Annotated in this window: 20 protein-coding genes; 8 read left to right on the top strand and 12 right to left on the bottom strand. The window is 71.8% G+C overall.

Annotated features, from left to right (window positions below):
• Positions 1-163: 163 nt before the first annotated feature.
• The gene (locus H295_RS43450; RefSeq protein WP_020137563.1) at positions 164-850 is read right to left on the bottom strand and encodes a nucleotidyltransferase domain-containing protein; all 687 of its coding nucleotides are present in this window, start codon (positions 848-850) and stop codon (positions 164-166) included.
• A 139-nt stretch (positions 851-989) separates the two neighbouring features.
• Here H295_RS43450 and H295_RS44775 point away from each other — a divergent pair, with 139 nt between their 5' ends.
• The 3 genes from H295_RS44775 to H295_RS0122230 are packed head-to-tail and all read left to right on the top strand — an operon-like array spanning position 990 to position 2283.
• Positions 990-1421, top strand: coding sequence for a hypothetical protein (locus H295_RS44775; protein ID WP_020137562.1), 432 nt, complete (start codon positions 990-992; stop codon positions 1419-1421).
• The gene (locus tag H295_RS0122235) at positions 1418-1837 is read left to right on the top strand and encodes a RidA family protein (RefSeq protein WP_020137561.1); all 420 of its coding nucleotides are present in this window, start codon (positions 1418-1420) and stop codon (positions 1835-1837) included. Before H295_RS44775 ends, H295_RS0122235 begins: the two co-directional genes overlap by 4 nt.
• The gene (locus tag H295_RS0122230) at positions 1834-2283 is read left to right on the top strand and encodes a GNAT family N-acetyltransferase (protein WP_020137560.1); all 450 of its coding nucleotides are present in this window, start codon (positions 1834-1836) and stop codon (positions 2281-2283) included. Before H295_RS0122235 ends, H295_RS0122230 begins: the two co-directional genes overlap by 4 nt.
• A gap of 78 nt (positions 2284-2361) precedes the next feature.
• Here the strand turns inward: H295_RS0122230 and H295_RS0122225 are convergent, their stop codons facing one another.
• Together H295_RS0122225 and H295_RS0122220 are read right to left on the bottom strand one after the other, a co-directional pair.
• Positions 2362-3084: an aspartate/glutamate racemase family protein gene (locus tag H295_RS0122225; RefSeq protein WP_020137559.1), complete on the bottom strand. Its 723-nt coding sequence runs from the start codon at positions 3082-3084 to the stop codon at positions 2362-2364.
• Between the two features lie 5 nt (positions 3085-3089).
• Positions 3090-4559, bottom strand: coding sequence for an NCS1 family nucleobase:cation symporter-1 (locus H295_RS0122220; protein WP_020137558.1), 1470 nt, complete (start codon positions 4557-4559; stop codon positions 3090-3092).
• Between the two features lie 194 nt (positions 4560-4753).
• Between H295_RS0122220 and H295_RS0122215 the strand changes: the two genes are divergently transcribed.
• Positions 4754-5443, top strand: coding sequence for a GntR family transcriptional regulator (locus tag H295_RS0122215; protein ID WP_020137557.1), 690 nt, complete (start codon positions 4754-4756; stop codon positions 5441-5443).
• Here H295_RS0122215 and pip read toward each other — a convergent pair.
• Complete coding sequence (gene pip, locus H295_RS0122210) at positions 5428-6381, bottom strand: prolyl aminopeptidase (RefSeq protein ID WP_020137556.1); 954 nt, start codon at positions 6379-6381, stop codon at positions 5428-5430. The two genes, H295_RS0122215 and pip, sit on opposite strands and share 16 nt — an antisense overlap.
• Before the next feature lie 9 nt (positions 6382-6390).
• Positions 6391-7122 (bottom strand): uracil-DNA glycosylase, encoded by a 732-nt coding sequence (locus H295_RS43440; protein ID WP_020137555.1) that lies wholly within the window; start codon positions 7120-7122, stop codon positions 6391-6393.
• Between the two features lie 65 nt (positions 7123-7187).
• Here H295_RS43440 and H295_RS0122200 point away from each other — a divergent pair, with 65 nt between their 5' ends.
• Positions 7188-7937: an RNA-binding S4 domain-containing protein gene (locus H295_RS0122200; RefSeq protein WP_020137554.1), complete on the top strand. Its 750-nt coding sequence runs from the start codon at positions 7188-7190 to the stop codon at positions 7935-7937.
• A 76-nt stretch (positions 7938-8013) separates the two neighbouring features.
• On the opposite strand, the gene H295_RS0122195 is transcribed toward H295_RS0122200, so the two are convergent.
• Positions 8014-8493 carry a DoxX family protein gene (locus H295_RS0122195; protein WP_020137553.1) on the bottom strand — a complete coding sequence of 160 codons (480 nt, stop codon included), beginning with the start codon at positions 8491-8493 and terminating at the stop codon, positions 8014-8016.
• A gap of 110 nt (positions 8494-8603) precedes the next feature.
• Positions 8604-9503 (bottom strand): acyltransferase domain-containing protein, encoded by a 900-nt coding sequence (locus H295_RS0122190; RefSeq protein ID WP_020137552.1) that lies wholly within the window; start codon positions 9501-9503, stop codon positions 8604-8606.
• A 67-nt stretch (positions 9504-9570) separates the two neighbouring features.
• Between H295_RS0122190 and H295_RS0122185 the strand changes: the two genes are divergently transcribed.
• A complete protein-coding gene (locus H295_RS0122185; RefSeq protein WP_020137551.1) occupies positions 9571-9846 on the top strand; it encodes a DUF6343 family protein in 276 nt (91 codons plus the stop codon).
• 69 nt (positions 9847-9915) lie between these two features.
• Here H295_RS0122185 and H295_RS0122180 read toward each other — a convergent pair whose 3' ends face one another.
• The 4 genes from H295_RS0122180 to rpsA all read right to left on the bottom strand — a co-directional run bounded on the left by H295_RS0122180 (position 9916) and on the right by rpsA (position 13655).
• Entirely contained in the window at positions 9916-10296 is a 381-nt protein-coding gene (locus H295_RS0122180) for a tetratricopeptide repeat protein (RefSeq protein ID WP_020137550.1), read from the bottom strand.
• A gap of 50 nt (positions 10297-10346) precedes the next feature.
• The gene (gene coaE, locus H295_RS0122175; protein ID WP_020137549.1) at positions 10347-10964 is read right to left on the bottom strand and encodes a dephospho-CoA kinase; all 618 of its coding nucleotides are present in this window, start codon (positions 10962-10964) and stop codon (positions 10347-10349) included.
• A gap of 31 nt (positions 10965-10995) precedes the next feature.
• Complete coding sequence (locus H295_RS0122170) at positions 10996-11934, bottom strand: PAC2 family protein (RefSeq protein WP_028809630.1); 939 nt, start codon at positions 11932-11934, stop codon at positions 10996-10998.
• Between the two features lie 224 nt (positions 11935-12158).
• Positions 12159-13655 carry a 30S ribosomal protein S1 gene (rpsA, locus tag H295_RS0122165; protein WP_020137547.1) on the bottom strand — a complete coding sequence of 499 codons (1497 nt, stop codon included), beginning with the start codon at positions 13653-13655 and terminating at the stop codon, positions 12159-12161.
• A 318-nt stretch (positions 13656-13973) separates the two neighbouring features.
• On the opposite strand from rpsA, the gene H295_RS0122160 reads away from it, so the two are divergent.
• A complete protein-coding gene (locus H295_RS0122160) occupies positions 13974-14873 on the top strand; it encodes a class I SAM-dependent methyltransferase (protein WP_020137546.1) in 900 nt (299 codons plus the stop codon).
• A gap of 42 nt (positions 14874-14915) precedes the next feature.
• Positions 14916-17390 (top strand): ATP-dependent helicase HrpB, encoded by a 2475-nt coding sequence (gene hrpB / locus H295_RS0122155; protein WP_020137545.1) that lies wholly within the window; start codon positions 14916-14918, stop codon positions 17388-17390.
• Here hrpB and H295_RS0122150 read toward each other — a convergent pair.
• Positions 17380-18363 carry a DUF3068 domain-containing protein gene (locus H295_RS0122150; RefSeq protein WP_020137544.1) on the bottom strand — a complete coding sequence of 328 codons (984 nt, stop codon included), beginning with the start codon at positions 18361-18363 and terminating at the stop codon, positions 17380-17382. The genes hrpB and H295_RS0122150 overlap by 11 nt on opposite strands.
• Positions 18364-18382: the final 19 nt, after the last annotated feature.

Raw genomic sequence — 18382 nt, 5'->3', positions numbered from 1 at the left:
TTCGGGCGACGGTGGCCGGGCGCTGAGCGGTGTCCTCCACGGTAAGGCGCGTTCTTGGAGGGTTCGGGCCGCTTGTGTTACCCGCGTGTGACGATGCATGCACAAGCCACGTTCTTTATGAACACAACGCGGTTCCGCGAGCCGGCAGCGGCTCTACGACCGCTCAGCCCACCCGGTCGAACAGCGCCCGTGCCTCCGTGACCGCGCGGACGGCCGACCCGGGTGCCGACGACAGGGACTCGACGATTCCGTCCGTCTCCCGCAACCCGGCCCGCTCCAGCAGCCGCTTCTCGTTCGTCACCCACTCCCCCCGGGCCGCGAGTACGGAGTGCCCCATCTGGGCGGCGGCCGTGGCGAGGGCACCCGCGGTCTCGGCGAGGCGGCCCGCCGGGGCGTGGTTGGCCTCGGCGTAGGCGAGGGTGAGGTGGGCGGTGTCGCGCCAGCGGGCGGCGGCCGAGGCGCGGAGCTTCTCCGGATAGGCCGCCGGGCGGGGGAGGTCTCCCCGCAGGACCTGGTTGACGGCGAGTTCGGCCACGATCAGGTGGGTGGGGATCCCCGCGAGGTGGAAGAGCAACGGCTCCACCCGGAAGCGGCCCTCCTCGGCCTGCGCCAACTCCCTTTCCACCACGTCGAGATCGCGGTAGTGGACGTCGACCCGACGCCCGTCGACCGTCAGCCAGGCACCCCCGTTGAACACGCCGCCGCCCCACCCGCCGACCTCGGACACCTCGCCCTGCCAGCCGACCGCGCGCAGATCCGCGGGGTCGAAGGCGCCCCGGTAGTAGATCGCGAGGTCCCAGTCGCTGTCCGGCCGCGCGGTGCCCTGGGCCCGCGAGCCCCCGAGGGCCACGGGAGGTCAGCACGGTCGGAGCTACAGGGGCCGAGGGTGGCGTTCCACGGGATTTCAGGCTGCCGTGGGGGCCGTTGTCAGCGGGGCGCGTTATGAATGAAGTCGTCACTCAGTGTCACGACGACGGGGGGAACCAGCGATGCCGACGGACGAGCGGGATCGGGACCAGCGGAACCAGAACGAGTGGGACCAGGACGAGTGGGATCAGGACCAGCGGGCGCGGCGCACGCATCTGTCCGCCGCGGGTCTGCGGGCCCGGGGCTGGACGGCGGGGATGATCCGCCGGCTGCTCGGCGAGCCCGATCTGCGGCGGGCCAACCCGTACTTCCGTACGGCCCCTCCGACCCGCCTCTACAGCGTCGAGCGGGTCGAGGCGGTGGAGCGGAGCGAGGAGTTCAGGGCTGTCTCGGCGGTGGCCGTGCGGCGGTCCGGCGCGGTACGGGAAGCGGCGCTGCGGAGGCGTCGGGCGGTGGACCGGCTCCGGTCGGGCCCGGAAATTCAGGTGCGGTCCCCTCCCCCCGGCCCCGATGATCGAAAGGTTGCCCGCCGTTCGTCACAGGAGCCCCCGTGATCCAGCGCGTCACCGCCCCGGCCCTCTTCCCGCCGCCCACGTACTCGCACGCCTCCGTCGTCGAGGCCGGCACGAAGCTCGCGTTTCTCGCCGGGTCCGTTCCGCTGGACGGCCGGGGGAATCTCGTCGGCGAGGGGGATCCCGCGCGGCAGGCCGAGCAGGTGATCGCGAATCTCGGGGAGCAACTGCGCTCCGTCGGCAGTGGCTTGGAGCATGTGCTGGCCACCGACGTGTACGTGGTGAGCAGCGAGCCCGCGGTGCTGTCCACCGTGTGGGAGGTCGTCGAGGCGTCCGGGCTGAGCAGCGGTCCGCACTCGTCGACGCTGATCGGGGTCGCCTGCCTCGGGTACACCGGACAGCTGGTGGAGATCACGGCCACGGCGGTCGTCCCGGACCCGGAGGGGACGGCGCGGTGAGCGGGGTCGTCATCCGCCGGGCCACCGCCGCCGACGCCTCGGCCACGGCCGACGTGTATCTGCGTTCCTTCACCGCCGCGTTGCCGACGGTCGTCCGGCCCAGGTCCGACGACGAGGTGCGCGCGTACATACGGGACGTGGTGGTTCCCGGGCGCGAGACGTGGGTGGCCGACGCGGAGGGACGGGTCGTGGGGCTCATGGTCCTCGCCGAGGGCCTGCTGTCCCAGCTGTATCTCGACCCGGACTGGCGGGGACGCGGCATCGGTGACCGGTTCGTCGCGCTCGCCAAGGAGCGGTCGCCGCAGGGCCTGAGCCTGTGGACGTTCCAGGTCAACAAGCCCGCCCACCGCTTCTACGAACGCCACGGCTTCGTCGAGGCCGAACGCACCGACGGCAGCGGCAACGAGGAACGGGAGCCGGATGTGCGGTACGTCTGGCAGCCCTGACGCTCACCGACCGACCGACGACCGCGGGTGTCACCCCGTGCTGCCGCCGCCCGGCAACCGAAGAGGCGGCCGCGGGTGTCATCCCGCGCTCGGCGGTCCCCAGGCCCGCTTCTTGGGCACGGGCCGCGCGTAGCCTCCCACCCGGCTGGTGGTGAGCCCCAGTCCCACCAGCGACTCCGCCAGCTTCACCGCCGCCCCCACCCCGTCGACGACGGGAAGCCCGAGCTTCTCCCCCACGGCCCGCTGCAACCCGGTCATCCCGGCGCATCCCAGCACCAGGACGTCCGCGCCCGCCTCCCGTACCCGCTCGGCGGCCGCGAGGAAGGCGGCCTCGGTGCGTTCCGCGTCCCCCAGGTCGAGCACCCCCAGGCCGGTCCCGACGACGGCGGCGCAGTTGCGCCCCACTCCCGCCAGCTCCAGGCTGTCCTCGATCTGTCCGCAGGAGCGCTCCAGCGTGGTCACCACGCCGTAGCGGCGGCCGAGCAGACAGGCCAGATGGGCGGCGGCCTCGGTGATGTCGACGACCGGCACGTCCACCAACTCCCGGACGCCCTCGCGTCCGTGCTCACCGAACCCGGCCATGACGACGGCGTCGTAGGAAGGACCCTCGTAGGTGCGCAGCAGGTCGATGACCGCAGCCGCGGAGAGATAGCTGTCGAGCCAGCCCTCCGCGGACTCGGGCCCCCACCGCGGGGTGAGCCCGAGCACGGTGGTGCCCGGGCCTGCGGCGGCCCGGGCACCTCGTACGATCTCCTCGGTCATCTCCTGCGTGGTGTTGCAGTTGGTGACGACGATCCGCACGTTTATCAGACCTCCACGGCCTCGGGGACCGCAGGAGCGGCTCGCTCGGTGCGGCACAGCAGCGCGTACAGGCCGGCCGCGAGGGCCGTACCGATGAACCAGGAGTACGGGGCCACGTCGCTGAAGGTCTTCACCAGGGCGAGGACCCCGGCGACGGCGGCCGCCGGCAGGAACGCCCACAGAGCCTTGGGGTTGACGCCCTTGCGGTAGTAGTAGCGGGAGCCGGGCTCGGCCTTGAACAGCTCGTCGACGTCGACGCGGCCCTTCTTGACCCAGTAGTAGTCGATCATGATCACGCCGAACAGCGGGCCGAGGAAGGCGCCGAGGCCGCCGAGGAAGTAGTTGACGACGGTCGGGTTGGAGAAGAGGTTCCACGGGGTCACGACGAGGGCGGCCACCGTGCTGATCATGCCGCCGACCTTGAAGGTGATCTTCTGCGGCCAGACGTTGGCGAGGTCGTACGCCGGTGAGACGAAGTTGGCGACGATGTTGACGCCCATGGTGGCGACGGCGAAGGTGAGCGCACCCAGCACCATCACCCAGGTGTTGCCGACCTTGGCGACCAGTTCGGCCGGGTCGGTGATGGCCTGGCCCCAGACCTCCAGCGAGCCCGCGGTGACGATCACGGAGACGACCACGAAGGCCGTGGAATTGATGGGCAGGCCCCAGAAGTTGCCGCGGCGGACGGTCTTGTAGTCCGGCGCGAAGCGGGAGAAGTCGCAGAAGTTGAGCATCAGGGTGCCGTAGGTGGCGAGGATCAGGCCGATCGCGCCGAACCACTGCCGCCACTGCTCGCCGACCGACACCGGGTGCGGGGTGGTGGTGAGCGAGATGCTCCAGCCGGCCTTGGCCAGGACCCAGATCGCGAGGGCGATCATGACCAGCCAGATCGCCGGGCCGCAGAAGTCCTGGAACTTGCGGACCGACTCCATGCCCTGGCTGATGATCACCGCCTGGATGAGCCAGAGGGAGACGAAGGAGACCCAGCCGAGCGCGTCGAGGCCGAGGAAGGAGCTGTGGGTCCAGGACTCCAGTCCCGGCCAGGCGGCCAGCAGCATCACGTTGACCGCGACGGAGGCGAGGTAGGTCTGGATGCCGTACCACATGATGGCGATCACGGCCCGGATCAGGGCTGGGATGTTGGCGCCCCAGACACCGAAGCTGATGCGGCTGACCACGGGGAACGGCACGCCGTGGCGCTGGCCGATCTTCCCCATCCAGTTCATGCCGACGTAGATGAGCACGAAGCCGACGAGCAGGGACGTGAAGACCTGCCAGACGTTCATGCCGAGGACCAGCAGACCGGCGGCGAAGGTGTAGTTGCCCAGGTTGTGGACATCGGACATCCACATGGCGAAGAGGTCGAAGACCTTCCAGTTGCGCTTGCCCGCGGGCGCGAGGTCTTCGTTGGTGAGCCGGGGATCGGGGACGAACGCTGGTGCGCCGGTGGCTTCGGCGCTGTCGGCGAGGGACACGGGGCCTCCAAGGACGGGGGACAGGAGGATGGCGGCCGCCTGGCATCCAGTTTTGGTATACCAAACTGCCGACATGGTCCCTCCGTCAAGAGTTCCGACCGATGTCGCGTTCGTTAAGGCTCCGTAAAACAGGACAGGCCCCTAACACGGCTCCGGCGGTCAACGACGGCACCGGCGTCGGCGAAGATGGCTCCATGAGCTCCACGACGAACACCGAGCCCCTCGGCGCCGTCCGCGAACGTGTCCTGGCCACCCTGCGACAGGAGATCATCGCGGGCGGACTGCGCCCGGGCGACCGACTGGTGGAGCGGGAGCTCGCCGACCGCTTCGGCGTCTCCCGGGTGCCGGTCCGGGAGGCGATCCGCGCCCTGGTCGCCGAGGGCTTCGTCCACTTCGAGACCCCGCGCCGCACGGTCGTACGGCGACTGACCCCGAACGACGTCAGGGAACTCTTCGAGCTGCGCGAGGCACTGGAGGTCTGCGCCGCCGGTCTGGCCGCGGCCCGGGCGACCCCCGAGGACCTCGCCGAGGTCGAGCGGCTCCTGGACCTGGCCGCGACCGCGACCGCGGCGGGGGACGCCGAGGCCATCACCGACATCAACAGCCGCCTGCACGACAGCATCGTGGCCATGGCCCGCAACAGCCTGCTGGTGGAGGCGCTGGAACCGGTCGCCGGGCGGCTGCGCTGGATGACCCGCAGAAACGAGGAGTGGCCCCAACTCCTCGTCGAACACCGCGAGTTGTACGAGGCCATCGCCTCGGGCGACCCCGACCGGGCCCGCGCGCACGCCCTCGCGCACGTACGCACCAACTACGAGTCGACGGTACGGCAGTTGTTCGGGGACGCGGGCGAGCCGGTCCAGCGGCCTCAGCCGCGCGCGTAGGTGTCCGTCGCCCGCACCAGCGCCTCGACCGCTCCGGGGGCCCCGGGGCTGTGCCCCGCCTCGTCGATCACCGTCAACTCGCTGCCGGGCCAGGCGTGATGGAGCCGCCAGACAGTGCCGAGGAGGTTGCCGAAGTCGAGGCTGCCCTGGACGAGGGTGCCGGGGATGTCCTTCAACCGGGGCGCGTCACGCAGGACGACGCCGTCCTCACCGAGGAAGTGGCCGTTGCCCCAGTAGTGGGTGACGGTACGGGCGAACCCCGCGCGGAACACCGGGTCCTCGAACCGCTCGACCGACCCTGGCGGGGCGGGAATGGTCGCCGTCTCCCAGTCCGTCCAGGCCCGCGCCGCCCGCGCGCGGACCTCCGCGTCGGGCGACTCCAGCAACCGGTTGTACGCGGCGGCCAGGTTCCCGTCCCGTTCGGCGACGGGCAACTCGCCGACGAACCGTTCGAAGGCCTCGGGGAAGATCTTCCCCACTCCCCTGGTGAGCAGGGCGACTTCGGCGTCGGACCCGGTCGCGATCCCCGTCAGCACGATCTCCGTCACGGCCTCCGGGTGCGTCTGCGCGTACCGCAGCCCCAGCACCGAACCGAACGACAGCCCCCACACCAGCCACCGCTCGATCCCCAGGTGCCGCCGCAGCCGCTCCAGGTCCGCGACGAGATGCGGGATCGTGTTGACACTCATGTCGGTGTCGTACGCGCTCGCGTGCGGCCGCGACCGCCCGGCGCCCCGCTGGTCGAGCAGCACGATCCGGTAGGCGGCGGGGTCGAACAGCCGCCGCGCCCACGGCGTGCACCCGGACCCCGGCCCGCCGTGCAGCACCACGGCCGGCCTGCCGTCCGGGTTCCCACAGGTCTCCCAGTACACGTGGTTGCCGTCGCCGACGTCGAGCATGCCGTGGTCGTACGGTTCGATCTCCGGGTAGAGAGGCATCCGGCGACCCTAACCGTCGTACGGCGGCCTCGTCGCCTCGATTTCGGCGGTACGGCCCCGCAGTCCCGCCGCCGCGGCCGCCGTGCGCAGGACGTCCCGCAGCATCTCGGGTGTGAGCTTGCCGGTGAAGGTGTTGCGCTGGCTGACGTGGAAGCAGCCGAAGAGTTCGAGGCCGTCGAGCGGGACGCGTGCCCCGTGGCCGAAGGCAGGCCGTGGGCGGGGCACGCTCCAGCCGGCCGCCGTGAACGCGGGCAGCGCCGCCTGCCAGCCGAAGGCCCCGAGCACGACGACGGACCGCAGCGTCGGCCGCAACAGGTTCAGCTCCTGGACCAGCCAGGGCCGGCAGATGTCGCGCTCCCCGGGGGTCGGCTTGTTGGCGGGCGGGGCGCAATGCACCGGCGAGGTGACCCGCACACCGTGCAGCTCCAGACCGTCGTCGGCGGTCACTGCCGTCGGCTGCGAGGCCAGCCCGATGTCGTACAGCGCCTGGTACAGCACGTCCCCGGAGCGGTCACCGGTGAACATCCGTCCCGTGCGGTTCCCGCCGTGCGCGGCCGGAGCGAGCCCGACGATCAGCATCCGCGCGTCCGCGGGACCGAACCCGGGCACCGGCCGCCCCCAGTACGTCCAGTCGGCGAACGCGGCCCGCTTGGTCCGGGCCACCTCCTCCCGCCACTCGACCAGCCGGGGACAGGCCCGGCAGTCCGCGATCCGGCGGTCGAGCTCGGCAAGGGCGTCCACCACTCCACCGTACGGGCAGGAAAAGCCCGCCGGGGTACCCGGCCCCGGGTACTAAGGTCGGAGCCATGGCTGTGGAACGTACGGACGACGACGAGACCGGGGCCGTGGCTCCGAAGGCCGTGACCCCCGAGGCCGAGGCCTCCGAGGCACCGGACCCGAAGGTCGCCGCCGCCGTCGCCGCCGCGGAGGCGGCCGGGCCCCAGCACGGCGAGACCGTGCGCACCGACAGCTGGATCTGGTCCGTACGGCTGGTCAAGACCCGTTCCGCGGGAGCCACCGCCTGCCGGGGCGGGCATGTGCATGTGAACGGTGAGCGCGTGAAGCCCGCCCACTCGCTGCGCGTCGGCGACGAGGTGCGGGTCCGGCAGGAGGGCCGGGAACGGATCGTGGTCGTCAAGCGGCTCATCCGCAAGCGGGTGGGCGCCCCCGTGGCCGTCCAGTGCTACGTCGACAACTCTCCCCCGCCGCCGCCCCGCGAGGCCTTCGCCCCGGCCGGCCTGCGCGACCGCGGCGCGGGCCGCCCCACCAAGCGCGACCGCCGGGAACTGGAACGGCTGCGCGGTCTCGCGGAGGGCGACCGCCGGCGCCGCTTCGCCGGACCGGGCGGCCGGAGCGGGACCGACACCCCGAGCGGCTCCGACGATCCGGCCGACGTCGGCGACCCGGCCGGCTTCGACGATCCGGCCGGCTTCGACGACCGGGGCGGGACGGAGCGGGGCGGCAGGCCTGACCGAGCCGGCAGGTCCGACAGGTCGGTCAGGGCACGTCGTTCGGACAAGGGCGGTGGCTCCAACAGGTCAGGGCGCCCGGACTGACCCGGACGCCCTGACCCACTGACCGGCCCGCGGCGGCCACAGCGACCGCTGCGACCGCTGCGAGGCCTGCCGCTCCTCACACCGCCCTTCGTCGCAGCAGCCGCAGCAGCCGCAGCAGGTCCGCGGTGTGCCGGCGGCGGGCCCAGGCGATCAGGGCGAGCGGGATCATGAGGATGAGCGGGGTCGCCGCGTTCTCCCCGTCGAAGCAGGTGAGCTGGACGACGAACGCGCCGACCATCAGCCCGCTCAGCGCCACGGCCGCCACCGACTGGAGGACCGGGATCAACAGGGCGATCCCACCGGCCAGTTCGAGCGCGCCGATGGTGTACATGCCCGCGCTGCCCCAACCCATCCGGTCGAAGCTCTCGACGGCCGCGGGGAGCGCGATCAGCTTGGGCAGCGCGCTCGCGACGACGTAGAACAGGGCGAGTACGACCTGGAGGACGCGCAGGGCGATTCGGGCCCGGCGGCCGCGGGCGGTCGGGGACTCGGCGATGACACGGGGGCCGGCGACGGAGGACGAGGCGGCGGTGACGGGGGCGGTGGTCTCGGACATCGGGGTCTCCTGGCGGAAGCGGTGAAGCGGGGAAGCGGTCCGTGGTGCTGTCGGGGAGGTAGACCAGCACCCGCAGGGAAATTCATCGCCCTTCCGCAGCCGGCTTTCCGCTACAGGGGAAACCAGCCGTGTCCGATGTACCAGTGCTCTCCGGACCGCAGATGATCACCGATCGCCCGCTCCAGGACCGTCCGCCGGGGCAGGCTCTCCACCGCCAGCTCCGGGTCCCCGAAGACGAACTGCACCGGCTCGGTGTCCTCCGGTTCCGCGTCCTCGGGGGCCAGCCGGAACCGTTCCTGGAACCGGACGATGTTGGAGTCGGCGGGCAGGTACCGCTTCAACTGCGGGTCGAGCAGCCAGGAATGGCACAGCGCGGCCCGGTGCGGCTCGTCCGGGAAGTGCCGACCGAAGAACTCCCCGGCGAGTGCGAGCGACCGGTCGCAGGACCGGGGTGACAGGGGACCGAGGAACTCCGGGATGTGCAGGCTCAGACAGGGCGTTCCGGCGGGGATGTCCAGTCCGGCCTCCCCGAGCGTCCGCCGGTTCCACGGCCCGTACTCGGTCCGCTCGAACTGGAGCCGCCCCAGCTGGTACAGCTCGCCGCGGAAGTGCCGGGTCAGCCAGCGAGGCGACTGCACGCCCGGCCTGCCGTACCGCCTGCGGTGCACGGCCATGTTCCGCCCGAGGTCGGCGAGGGTGCGCCGGGAGACGTCGGCCGGGACGCCGCGCGAGCGGTGGTAGGCCCGCGTGTGGGGCAACGCCGCGACGAACACGTAGACGGGGAAGCAGCGTTGGAGGGCGCCGGCCGGCCAGTCGAGCTCGGGCAGGGTGACCGGTTCGCCGAGCTCGCCCATGTCCCGGACGAGTTCGTCGACGGAGTGTTCCAGGAACCGCCGCAGCTCGGGGTCGTCCATGACCCGTCGGCCGATCCGCACCAGCTCGCCCACGTCCTCATGGGCCACGGCGAGTTCCACCAGCACCTCGGCCAGTTCGTCGGCATCCGGAAGCACGCGGCGACCTCCTGCTCGGCCCTTTGCTCTACGTCCGTTCCGAAGAGTACGTTGCAAAGGAGGAGCGATGATCCCGATGCGTACGGGCAGTGAGCCGACGACAGCACGCAGTGCGCTGCGGGCGAGGTTCTGGCTGACCGTGTGGGGGCTGGTCTGGACGATCGCCGGCACGGTCGCGTTCGCGCTGGCGGGACGTCCCGGGTGGGCCGTCGCCTGCGGTGCCCTGTGGCTGGTGATCACCGTCGATCTCACCCTGATCCTCCGGCACATCCGCCAGGGCCCGCACTACCAGCCGGGCCCCGACATCCCGCCGTACCGGCCGCCGGAGAACCGGCGCAGGTAGGCCCTGCCAGAGAGTCGCAGGAGAGCCGACCCAGGCAGGCCCTGCCAGGGACCCGGCCCGGGCGGGCCCCTAGGACTCGAAGCGCGCCGCCTTCAGGAACTCCGGGTTCGGATCGAGCGCGGCGGCCAGCCGGAAGTGCCGCCTGGCCTGGTCCGGCCGCCCCTGCCGCTCGTAGGTGCGCGCGAGCGCGAAGTGGGCGAAGGCGTTGTCCGGCTCGCGCTCCAGGACGATGGTGAACTCCAGTTCGGCGGGACGCAGTTGCGCGGCGGCGAAGAAGGCTCGCGCACGCAGCAGCCGGGCCGCTGTGTTCTCCGGGTGGGCGGCGATGACGGAGTCGAGCAGCTTCACCGCGCCGCGCGGGTCCCGCGCGGAGAGCAACTGCTCAGCAGCACGGAAGTCGATGACATGCGTCTCCGGAGTACGTCCGGTCGAACCGCTGGTCTCGGGCACGGCACAGTCCTTCCCTCACTGGGAGGGTTCAACGCCCGGACAGGGCCACGCTATTCCTGGGACCCCTGTGACGCGCGCGCCCGCCGCACGAGATCACCCCATACGTCCTGGACGCGTCGCCGCAGGTCGTCGAGGGGGACGTCGTTGTCGATGACGATGTCCGCGATCTCCAGGCGCTGCTCGCGCGTCGCCTGGGCGGCCATCCGCGCGCGGGCGTCCTGCTCGGTCATGCCGCGCAGTCTCACGAGCCGGTCGAGCTGGGTCTCGGGGCTCGCGTCGACGACGACCACGAGGTCGTAGAGCGGGGCGAGGGAGTTCTCCGCGAGGAGGGGCACGTCGTGGACGACGACGGCGTCCTCGGCGGCGGCCGACTCCAGTTCTCGGGACCGGGTGCCGACGAGGGGGTGCACGATCGAGTTCAGCACGGCGAGCCGGTCGGGGTCGGCGAAGACGATGGAGCCGAGCTTCGGCCGGTCCAGGCTGCCGTCCTCGGCGAGCACCTCCTCGCCGAAGGCCTCCACGACGGCCGCGAGGCCGGGGGTGCCCGGCGCCACGACCTCGCGTGCGATGCGGTCCGCGTCGATCAGGACGGCGCCGTGCTCCACGAGCAGCCTTGACACCTCGCTCTTGCCGGCGCCGATACCGCCGGTCAGGCCCACCTTCAGCATGACCGGAAGCCTAGACGCTCGCCGCCGCGCGTCAGCTGTCGCCTTCCCGTTCCGCCAGGAAGCGCTCGAACTCCAGCCCGATCTCGTCGGCGGAGGGGATGTCGACCGGTTCGGCGAGCATGTTGCCCCGGGTCTCCGCGCCGGCCGCCGCGTCGTACTGGTGCTCAAGTCCGTGGACCAGGGCCACGAGGTCCTCGTCGCCCTCCTGGATCTGGCGGTCGATCTCGGTCTGGGTGCGGTGGGCGTCGGTGCGCAGGGCGTGGGCGATGCCGGGCAGGACCATGCCGGTGGCGGCCGTGATGGCCTCAAGGACGGTCAGGGCGGCGTCCGGGTACGGCGAGCGCGCGATGTAGTGCGGCACGTGGGCGGCGACGCCCAGGACGTCATGGCCGGCCTCCATGAGCCGGTACTCGACGAGGGCCTCGGCGCTGCCGGGCACCTGCGCCTCCTCGAAGGGGCTGCGGTGGCCGGGGACGAGGTCGTGCCGGTTGCCGTGCGGGGTGAGGCCGACGGGCCGGGTGTGCGGGACGCCCATGGGGATGCCGTGGAAGTTCACGGACAGCCGTACGCCGAGCCGCTCCACGATCTGCTGGACGGCGGCGGCGAAACGCTCCCACTCGACGTCCGGCTCCGGGCCGGACAACAGTAGGAAGGGCGCCCCGGTGGCGTCCTGGACGAGCCGCACGTCGATCGTGGGCTCCTCGTAGGCCGTCCAGCGGTCCCGCTTGAAGGTGAGCAGCGGGCGGCGGGCGCGGTAGTCCACGAGCCGGTCGTGGTCGAACCGGGCCACCACCTGGTTCGGCAGCGTGTCGAGCAGCCGGTCGACGATCTGGTCGCCGGTCTCACCCGCGTCGATGTATCCGTCGAAGTGGTAGAGCATGACCAGGCCGGCCGACTCCTGGGCGAGCGCCATGTCGACGACTGCCAGGCCCTTGGGCTCCCATGCGTACAAACCCTGCGGATCAAGCACAGTGACCGCTCCTCCTCGTGTTCGTACACATCAACACGCCCTGGAACAGCGGCATTCCCACCCAGGTGTTCAAATACGCGCCCCTTCAGGGGCGCGGGGCTGTATCGATTTGCGGCTCCGCCGCGCGGGCGCGACCAGCCCCCACCGGCCGTCGGACAAAAAAACTGAGGGACCGCACCCCGAAAGGTACGGCCCCTCAGTCAAGAGCTACTGCTCAGTGGGCGTCAGCTCTGCCCACCCGCCAGCTTCTCCCGCAGCGCGGCAAGCGCCTCGTCGGAAGCCAGCGCACCGGAGGTGTCCGCACCCTCGGAGGAGTACGAGCCACCACCCGCGGCCGGAGCCGCACCCGCGGCGTCGCCACCCTCGGCAGCGGCGGCAGCGTCGGCCTCGCGGCTCTTGATGACCTGCTGCTGGTGCTGCTCGAAGCGGGACTGCGCCTCGGCGTACTGGTTCTCCCACACCTCGCGCTGGGATTCGAAGCCCTCGAGCCAGTCGTTGGTCTCGGGGTCGAAGCCCTCGGGGTAGATGTAGTTGCCCTGGTCGTCGTAGGACGCGGCCATGCCGTACAGGGTCGGGTCGAACTCGACCGAGGCCGGGTCGGCACCGAAGGACTCGTTGGCCTGCTTCAGCGAGAGGCTGATGCGGCGGCGCTCGAGGTCGATGTCGATGACCTTGACGAAGATCTCGTCGTTGACCTGGACGACCTGCTCCGGGATCTCCACGTGGCGCTCGGCCAGCTCGGAGATGTGGACCAGACCCTCGATGCCCTCGTCCACGCGGACGAACGCACCGAACGGAACCAGCTTCGTGACCTTGCCGGGCACGACCTGACCGATCTGGTGCGTGCGGGCGAACTGCTGCCACGGGTCTTCCTGGGTCGCCTTCAGCGACAGGGAGACACGCTCGCGGTCCATGTCGACGTCGAGGACCTCGACGGTGACTTCCTGGCCGACCTCGACAACCTCGGAGGGGTGGTCGATGTGCTTCCAGGAGAGCTCGGAGACGTGGACCAGACCGTCGACGCCACCCAGGTCCACGAAGGCACCGAAGTTGACGATCGAGGAGACCACACCGGAGCGGACCTGACCCTTCTGGAGGGTCGTGAGGAACGTCTGGCGGACCTCGGACTGGGTCTGCTCCAGCCAGGCACGGCGGGACAGGACCACGTTGTTGCGGTTCTTGTCCAGCTCGATGATCTTGGCCTCGAGCTCCTTGCCCACGTAGGGCTGGAGGTCACGGACGCGGCGCATCTCGACCAGGGAGGCCGGGAGGAAGCCACGGAGGCCGATGTCGAGGATGAGACCACCCTTGACGACCTCGATGACGGTACCGGTGACGATGCCGTCCTCTTCCTTGATCTTCTCGATGGTGCCCCAGGCGCGCTCGTACTGGGCGCGCTTCTTCGAGAGGATCAGGCGGCCTTCCTTGTCCTCCTTCTGGAGAACAAGGGCTTCGATCTCGTCACCGACGGCGACGACCTCGTTGGGGTCGACGTCGTGCTTGATCGAGAGCTCGCGGCTCGGGATGACACCTTCGGTCTTGTAACCGATGTCGAGGAGAACCTCGTCCCGGTCAACCTTGACGATGACGCCGTCGACGATGTCGCCATCGTTGAAGTACTTGATCGTCTCGTCGATAGCGGCGAGGAAGGCTTCCTCGTTACCGATGTCGTTGACCGCAACCTGCGGGGTGGTGGCGGTGGTCTCGGTGCTGCTCGTCATGTGGGAAAGGGCTCCGGTACGGACATTGAAGTCGTAGGTACTGCTACGCCGGGAGCCCGTGTCGCTCTGAAGAAGCCGGACAGCCAAGGAAGCGCCCCACCGGAATCCGGTGATGGCGCCTCGACAACCGAGGGGACATACGACAGATGCGAGCGCAGCCTGCTACGTCTGAGGTGCGCAGGCCCGCAGCGCAACTTGTAGCATACGGGGGCAGCCGGACAGGGTCAATGCGCGAAGGCGCACACCCGGGGCGGATCGCCGCATACCCGGCACAAAACCTGTCTCACGAGGCCACGCGCGCGTGACGGCGCCCCATTGATGACGGCCGCCGGCCGACAGGTTGGACGGAAGAGTACGACGAGGGAGCCGATCATCCAAGGGCCCGCATCACATCAGCAGGACACCGCGCCGGACGCCGGGGCGGACACCGAACCCGAGGCCACCCGCCGCGACGCCGACGTCACCGAGAGCGCCCGCGCGAACCGCGGCTGGTGGGACCGCAACGCGGACGAGTACCAGGTGGAGCACGGCACCTTCCTCGGCGACGACCGGTTCGTCTGGGGTCCCGAGGGACTGGACGAGGTGGAGGCCGAGCTGCTGGGCCCGGCCGAGGACCTGAAGGGGAAGGACGTCCTGGAGATCGGCGCGGGCGCCGCCCAGTGCGCGCGCTGGCTGGCCGCGCAGGGCGCCCGCCCGGTCGCCCTGGACATCTCCCACCGCCAGCTCCAGCACGCCCTGCGCATCGGTGCGGCCTTCCCCCTGGTGTGCGCCGACGCGGGCGCCCTGCCCTTCGCGGACGGCTCCTTCGACCTGGCGTGCTCGGCGTACGGCGCGCTGCCGTTCGTCGCCGACCCGGTGCTGGTCCTGAAGGAGGTGCGCCGGGTCCTGCGTCCGGGCGGCCGCTTCGTCTTCTCGGTGACCCACCCGATCCGCTGGGCCTTCCCGGACGAGCCGGGCCCCGAGGGCCTGTCGGTCTCCGCCTCCTACTTCGACCGCACGCCCTACGTCGAGCAGGACGAGAACGGCGACGCGGTGTACGTCGAGCACCACCGCACCATCGGCGACCGGGTCCGTGACGTGGTCGCCGGCGGTTTCCGCCTGGTCGACCTCGTCGAGCCGGAGTGGCCGGCCTGGAACACCTCGGAGTGGGGCGGCTGGTCCCCGCTGCGCGGCAACCTGATCCCGGGCTCGGCGATCTTCGTGTGCGAACGGGACTGACGCGCGGGCAGGGCGCCGGGGCGGTCGTACGACACTAGGGGCGTGATCCGTTACGACGCCCTGGACGCCCTTCCCGTACGCGGTGCCCTGCCCGCGCTGGGCGACGCCCTGGAGGAACACGGCACGGCGGTCCTGGTGGCGCCGCCGGGCACCGGCAAGACGACCCTCGTCCCGCTGGCCCTGGCAGGTCTGCCGGCCGCCGGCGCGCCCGCCCGGAGGGTCGTGGTGGCCGAACCGCGCCGGATCGCGGCCCGGGCGGCAGCCCGGCGGATGGCGTGGCTGCTGGGCGAGGAGGTCGGCGCGAGCGTGGGTTTCACGGTGCGCGGCGAGCGGGCGGTCGGGCGGCACACGCGCGTGGAGGTCGTCACCACGGGCGTGCTGCTCCAGCGGCTCCAGCGCGACCAGGAGCTGGCGGGCGTCGACGTGGTGGTCCTCGACGAGTGCCACGAACGGCACCTGGACGCGGACACCGCGGCGGCCTTCCTGTGGGACGTACGGCAGACCCTGCGCCCGGAGCTGCGGCTGCTGGCCGCGTCCGCGACGACCGACGCGCAGGGCTGGGCCCGGCTGCTGGGCGACGCTCCCGTGGTCGAGGCGGCGGGTGTCTCACATCCGGTGGAGGTCGTCTGGGCGCCCCCGGCCCGTCCGGTGCGGCCGCCGCACGGCATGCGGGTCGATCCCGCGCTGCTCACCCATGTGGCGTCGGTGGTGCGGCGGGCCCTGGCCGAGCGGGACGGGGACGTGCTGTGCTTCCTGCCCGGCGTGGGCGAGATCGCGCGCGTGGCGGGGCAGTTGGGCGGACTCGGTGACGTGGAGGTGCTCCAGGTGCACGGCCGGGCACCGGCCGCCGTGCAGGACGCGGTGCTGGCGGGCGGGGAGCGGCGCCGGGTGGTCCTCGCGACCTCGGTGGCCGAGTCGTCCCTGACGGTGCCCGGGGTGCGGGTGGTCGTGGACGCGGGGCTCGCGCGGGAGCCGCGGGTCGACCACGCGCGCGGGCTGAGCGCGCTGGCGACCGTGCGGGCCTCGCAGGCCGCCGGGCGACAGCGGGCGGGCCGGGCCGGGCGGGAGGCGCCGGGTGCGGTGTACCGGTGCTGGGCGGAGGCCGAGGACGCCCGGTTGCCGCGTTTCCCGGCTCCGGAGATCAAGGTGGCCGACCTGACGGCGTTCGCGCTCCAGGCGGCCTGCTGGGGCGATCCCGACGCGTGCGGGCTCGCACTGCTGGATCCGCCCCCGGTCGGGGCGATGGCGGCGGCCAGGGAGGTGCTGACGGCCGTGGGCGCGGTGGACTCCGGGGGCCGGGCGACCGACCGGGGCGCGCGGCTGGCCCGGCTGGGCCTGCATCCGCGGCTGGGCCGGGCGCTGCTGGACACCTCGGGGGCCGGCGCCGAGGTGGTCGCGCTGCTGTCGGAGGAGCCGCCGCGGGAGTACGGGGACGACCTCGCCGACGCCCTGCGGACCGCCCGGCGTGGCGGGGACGCGTACGCGGGACGGTGGCGGACGGAGGTGCGGCGGCTGCGGGCCGCGGTGCCGGAGTCCGACGGTGGGCGGGCCGGGCAGACCGGTCTCGTGGCCGCCCTGGCGTTCCCGGAGCGGGTCGCACGGGCTGACGGCGGCTCCTATCTGATGGCGTCCGGCACCCGCGCCGAGCTCTCCGAGGCATCTCCCCTGCGGGGCGCCCCGTGGATCGCCGTCGCCGTGGCGGACCGACCCGTCGGCAGGGGGCACGCGCGCGTACAGCTCGCCGCCGTGATCGACGAGGACACGGCCCGGTCGGCGGCAGCCTCCCTGCACTCCGAGCGGCAGGAGGTGCACTGGGCGGACGGGGACGTCGTGGCGCGGCGGGTGGAGCGGCTCGGGGCGATCGAGCTCGCGGCACGGCCCCTCAGGAACGCCGACCCCGTCCTCGTACGCGAGGCGCTTCTCGAAGGGCTGCGCGAGGACGGTCTGCGACTGCTGCGCTGGACGTCCGATGCCGACGTGCTGCGGCAGCGGCTCGCGTTCCTCCACCACCACCTCGGGGAGCCGTGGCCCGACGTCCGTGACGAGGCCCTGCACGCGCGCGTGGACGAGTGGCTGGAGCCGGAGCTGAGCCGCGCCCGACGACGGGCCGACCTGGCGCGCCTCGATGCCGGCGCGGCGCTCCAGAGGCTCCTGCCGTGGGCCTCCGGCGAGGCCGGGCGGCTCGACGAGCTGGCGCCCGAGCGGATCGCCGTACCGAGCGGGTCCAGGATCCGGATCGACTACGCCAACCCCGAACAGCCGGTCCTCGCCGTGAAGTTGCAGGAGATGTTCGGGCTCCAGGCCTCACCGGAGGTCGCCGGGGTGCCACTCCTCGTCCATCTCCTCTCCCCCGCCGGGCGGCCCGCCGCCGTCACGGCCGACCTCGCCTCCTTCTGGAAGGACGGCTACAAGGGCGTACGGGCGGAGCTGCGCGGCCGTTATCCGAAGCATCCGTGGCCCGAGGACCCCGCGGCCGCGGAGCCGACGCGGTACACGAACGCGCGGCTCAGGCGGTGACCGGTTCCGGTTCCCGGACCTTCGCCGGGTGCGGGCGGCGGCTGCGGGCCTCCAGCCACAGGGCGAGGAGCAGGAGGAGCACGCCCAGGGTCGCGAAGCCCCAGGGGAGGTAGGAGGTCATCAGGAGGACGAGCAGGCGGTTGGACTTGACCAGGTCGACGGTGTGCTCGATGTAGTCCTCGCGCATCTTCACGTGCCCGGCGAAGGCGGTGACCTTCTCACGGCCGCCGAGGAGGGTGCCGCCGCGCAGCTCCTCCTTGTGGATCTCCTCGCCGTAGACGGGGGCGCCGGTGAGCGGTTCGACCCAGAACCTGCGGACCGTGGTGTACCAGCGGGTGGTTCCGGTCTTGGCGACGGTCTCGGGGGTGATGCCCTTGACCGGCATGGTCTTGGGGAAGGGCACCTGGGTCCACGGGACGGTCTGCTCGAAGTAGTAGACGGGCACGCCGCGGAAGGTCCGGGTGCCCTCGTAGTGGATGGGGTTGGTGGTGCGGGTCTGCGCGTCGAAGTACTCGTAGTCCCGCTTCTCCGTCAGGAAGGGCCACTTGAACTCGATGCCGGTGCGCTTGACGGGGTCGCCGTCGACCATCTCGCCGGGGGCGTGGACGGGGGCCTGGCTGTGGGCGTCGAAGATGTAGCGCTCGGGGATCTCGGAGACCATCCTGCCGTCGGGGCCCTGGACGTAGGACAGCCCGTCCCAGACGACGACGTCCCTGCCTGCCGTCTTCTCGATCTTCTCGGAGGCCGCCACATCGCCCTTGAGGGTCTGCACGATGGTGACCTTCGGGACCTTCTTCGCGGTCATCGTGCCGTAGTCGAGGAGGGTGGCGTCCTTGGCCTCGAGGACCATGTCCTGGTACTGGTTCGCGGGGATCTTGGCCAGGCGCGGGAAGGCGTACCAGCGCAGCAGCGGGGACAGCGCCGCGAAGAACACGGCGAGGGCGAGCAGGACCAGGCTGGTCTTGCGGCGCATCTCGGCCTCCCGGGCAGGC

Source organism: Streptomyces sp. 351MFTsu5.1, assembly GCF_000383655.1.
GTDB classification, from domain to species: domain Bacteria; phylum Actinomycetota; class Actinomycetes; order Streptomycetales; family Streptomycetaceae; genus Streptomyces; species Streptomyces griseorubiginosus.
This window is presented reverse-complemented; position numbering and strand designations above follow the sequence as displayed.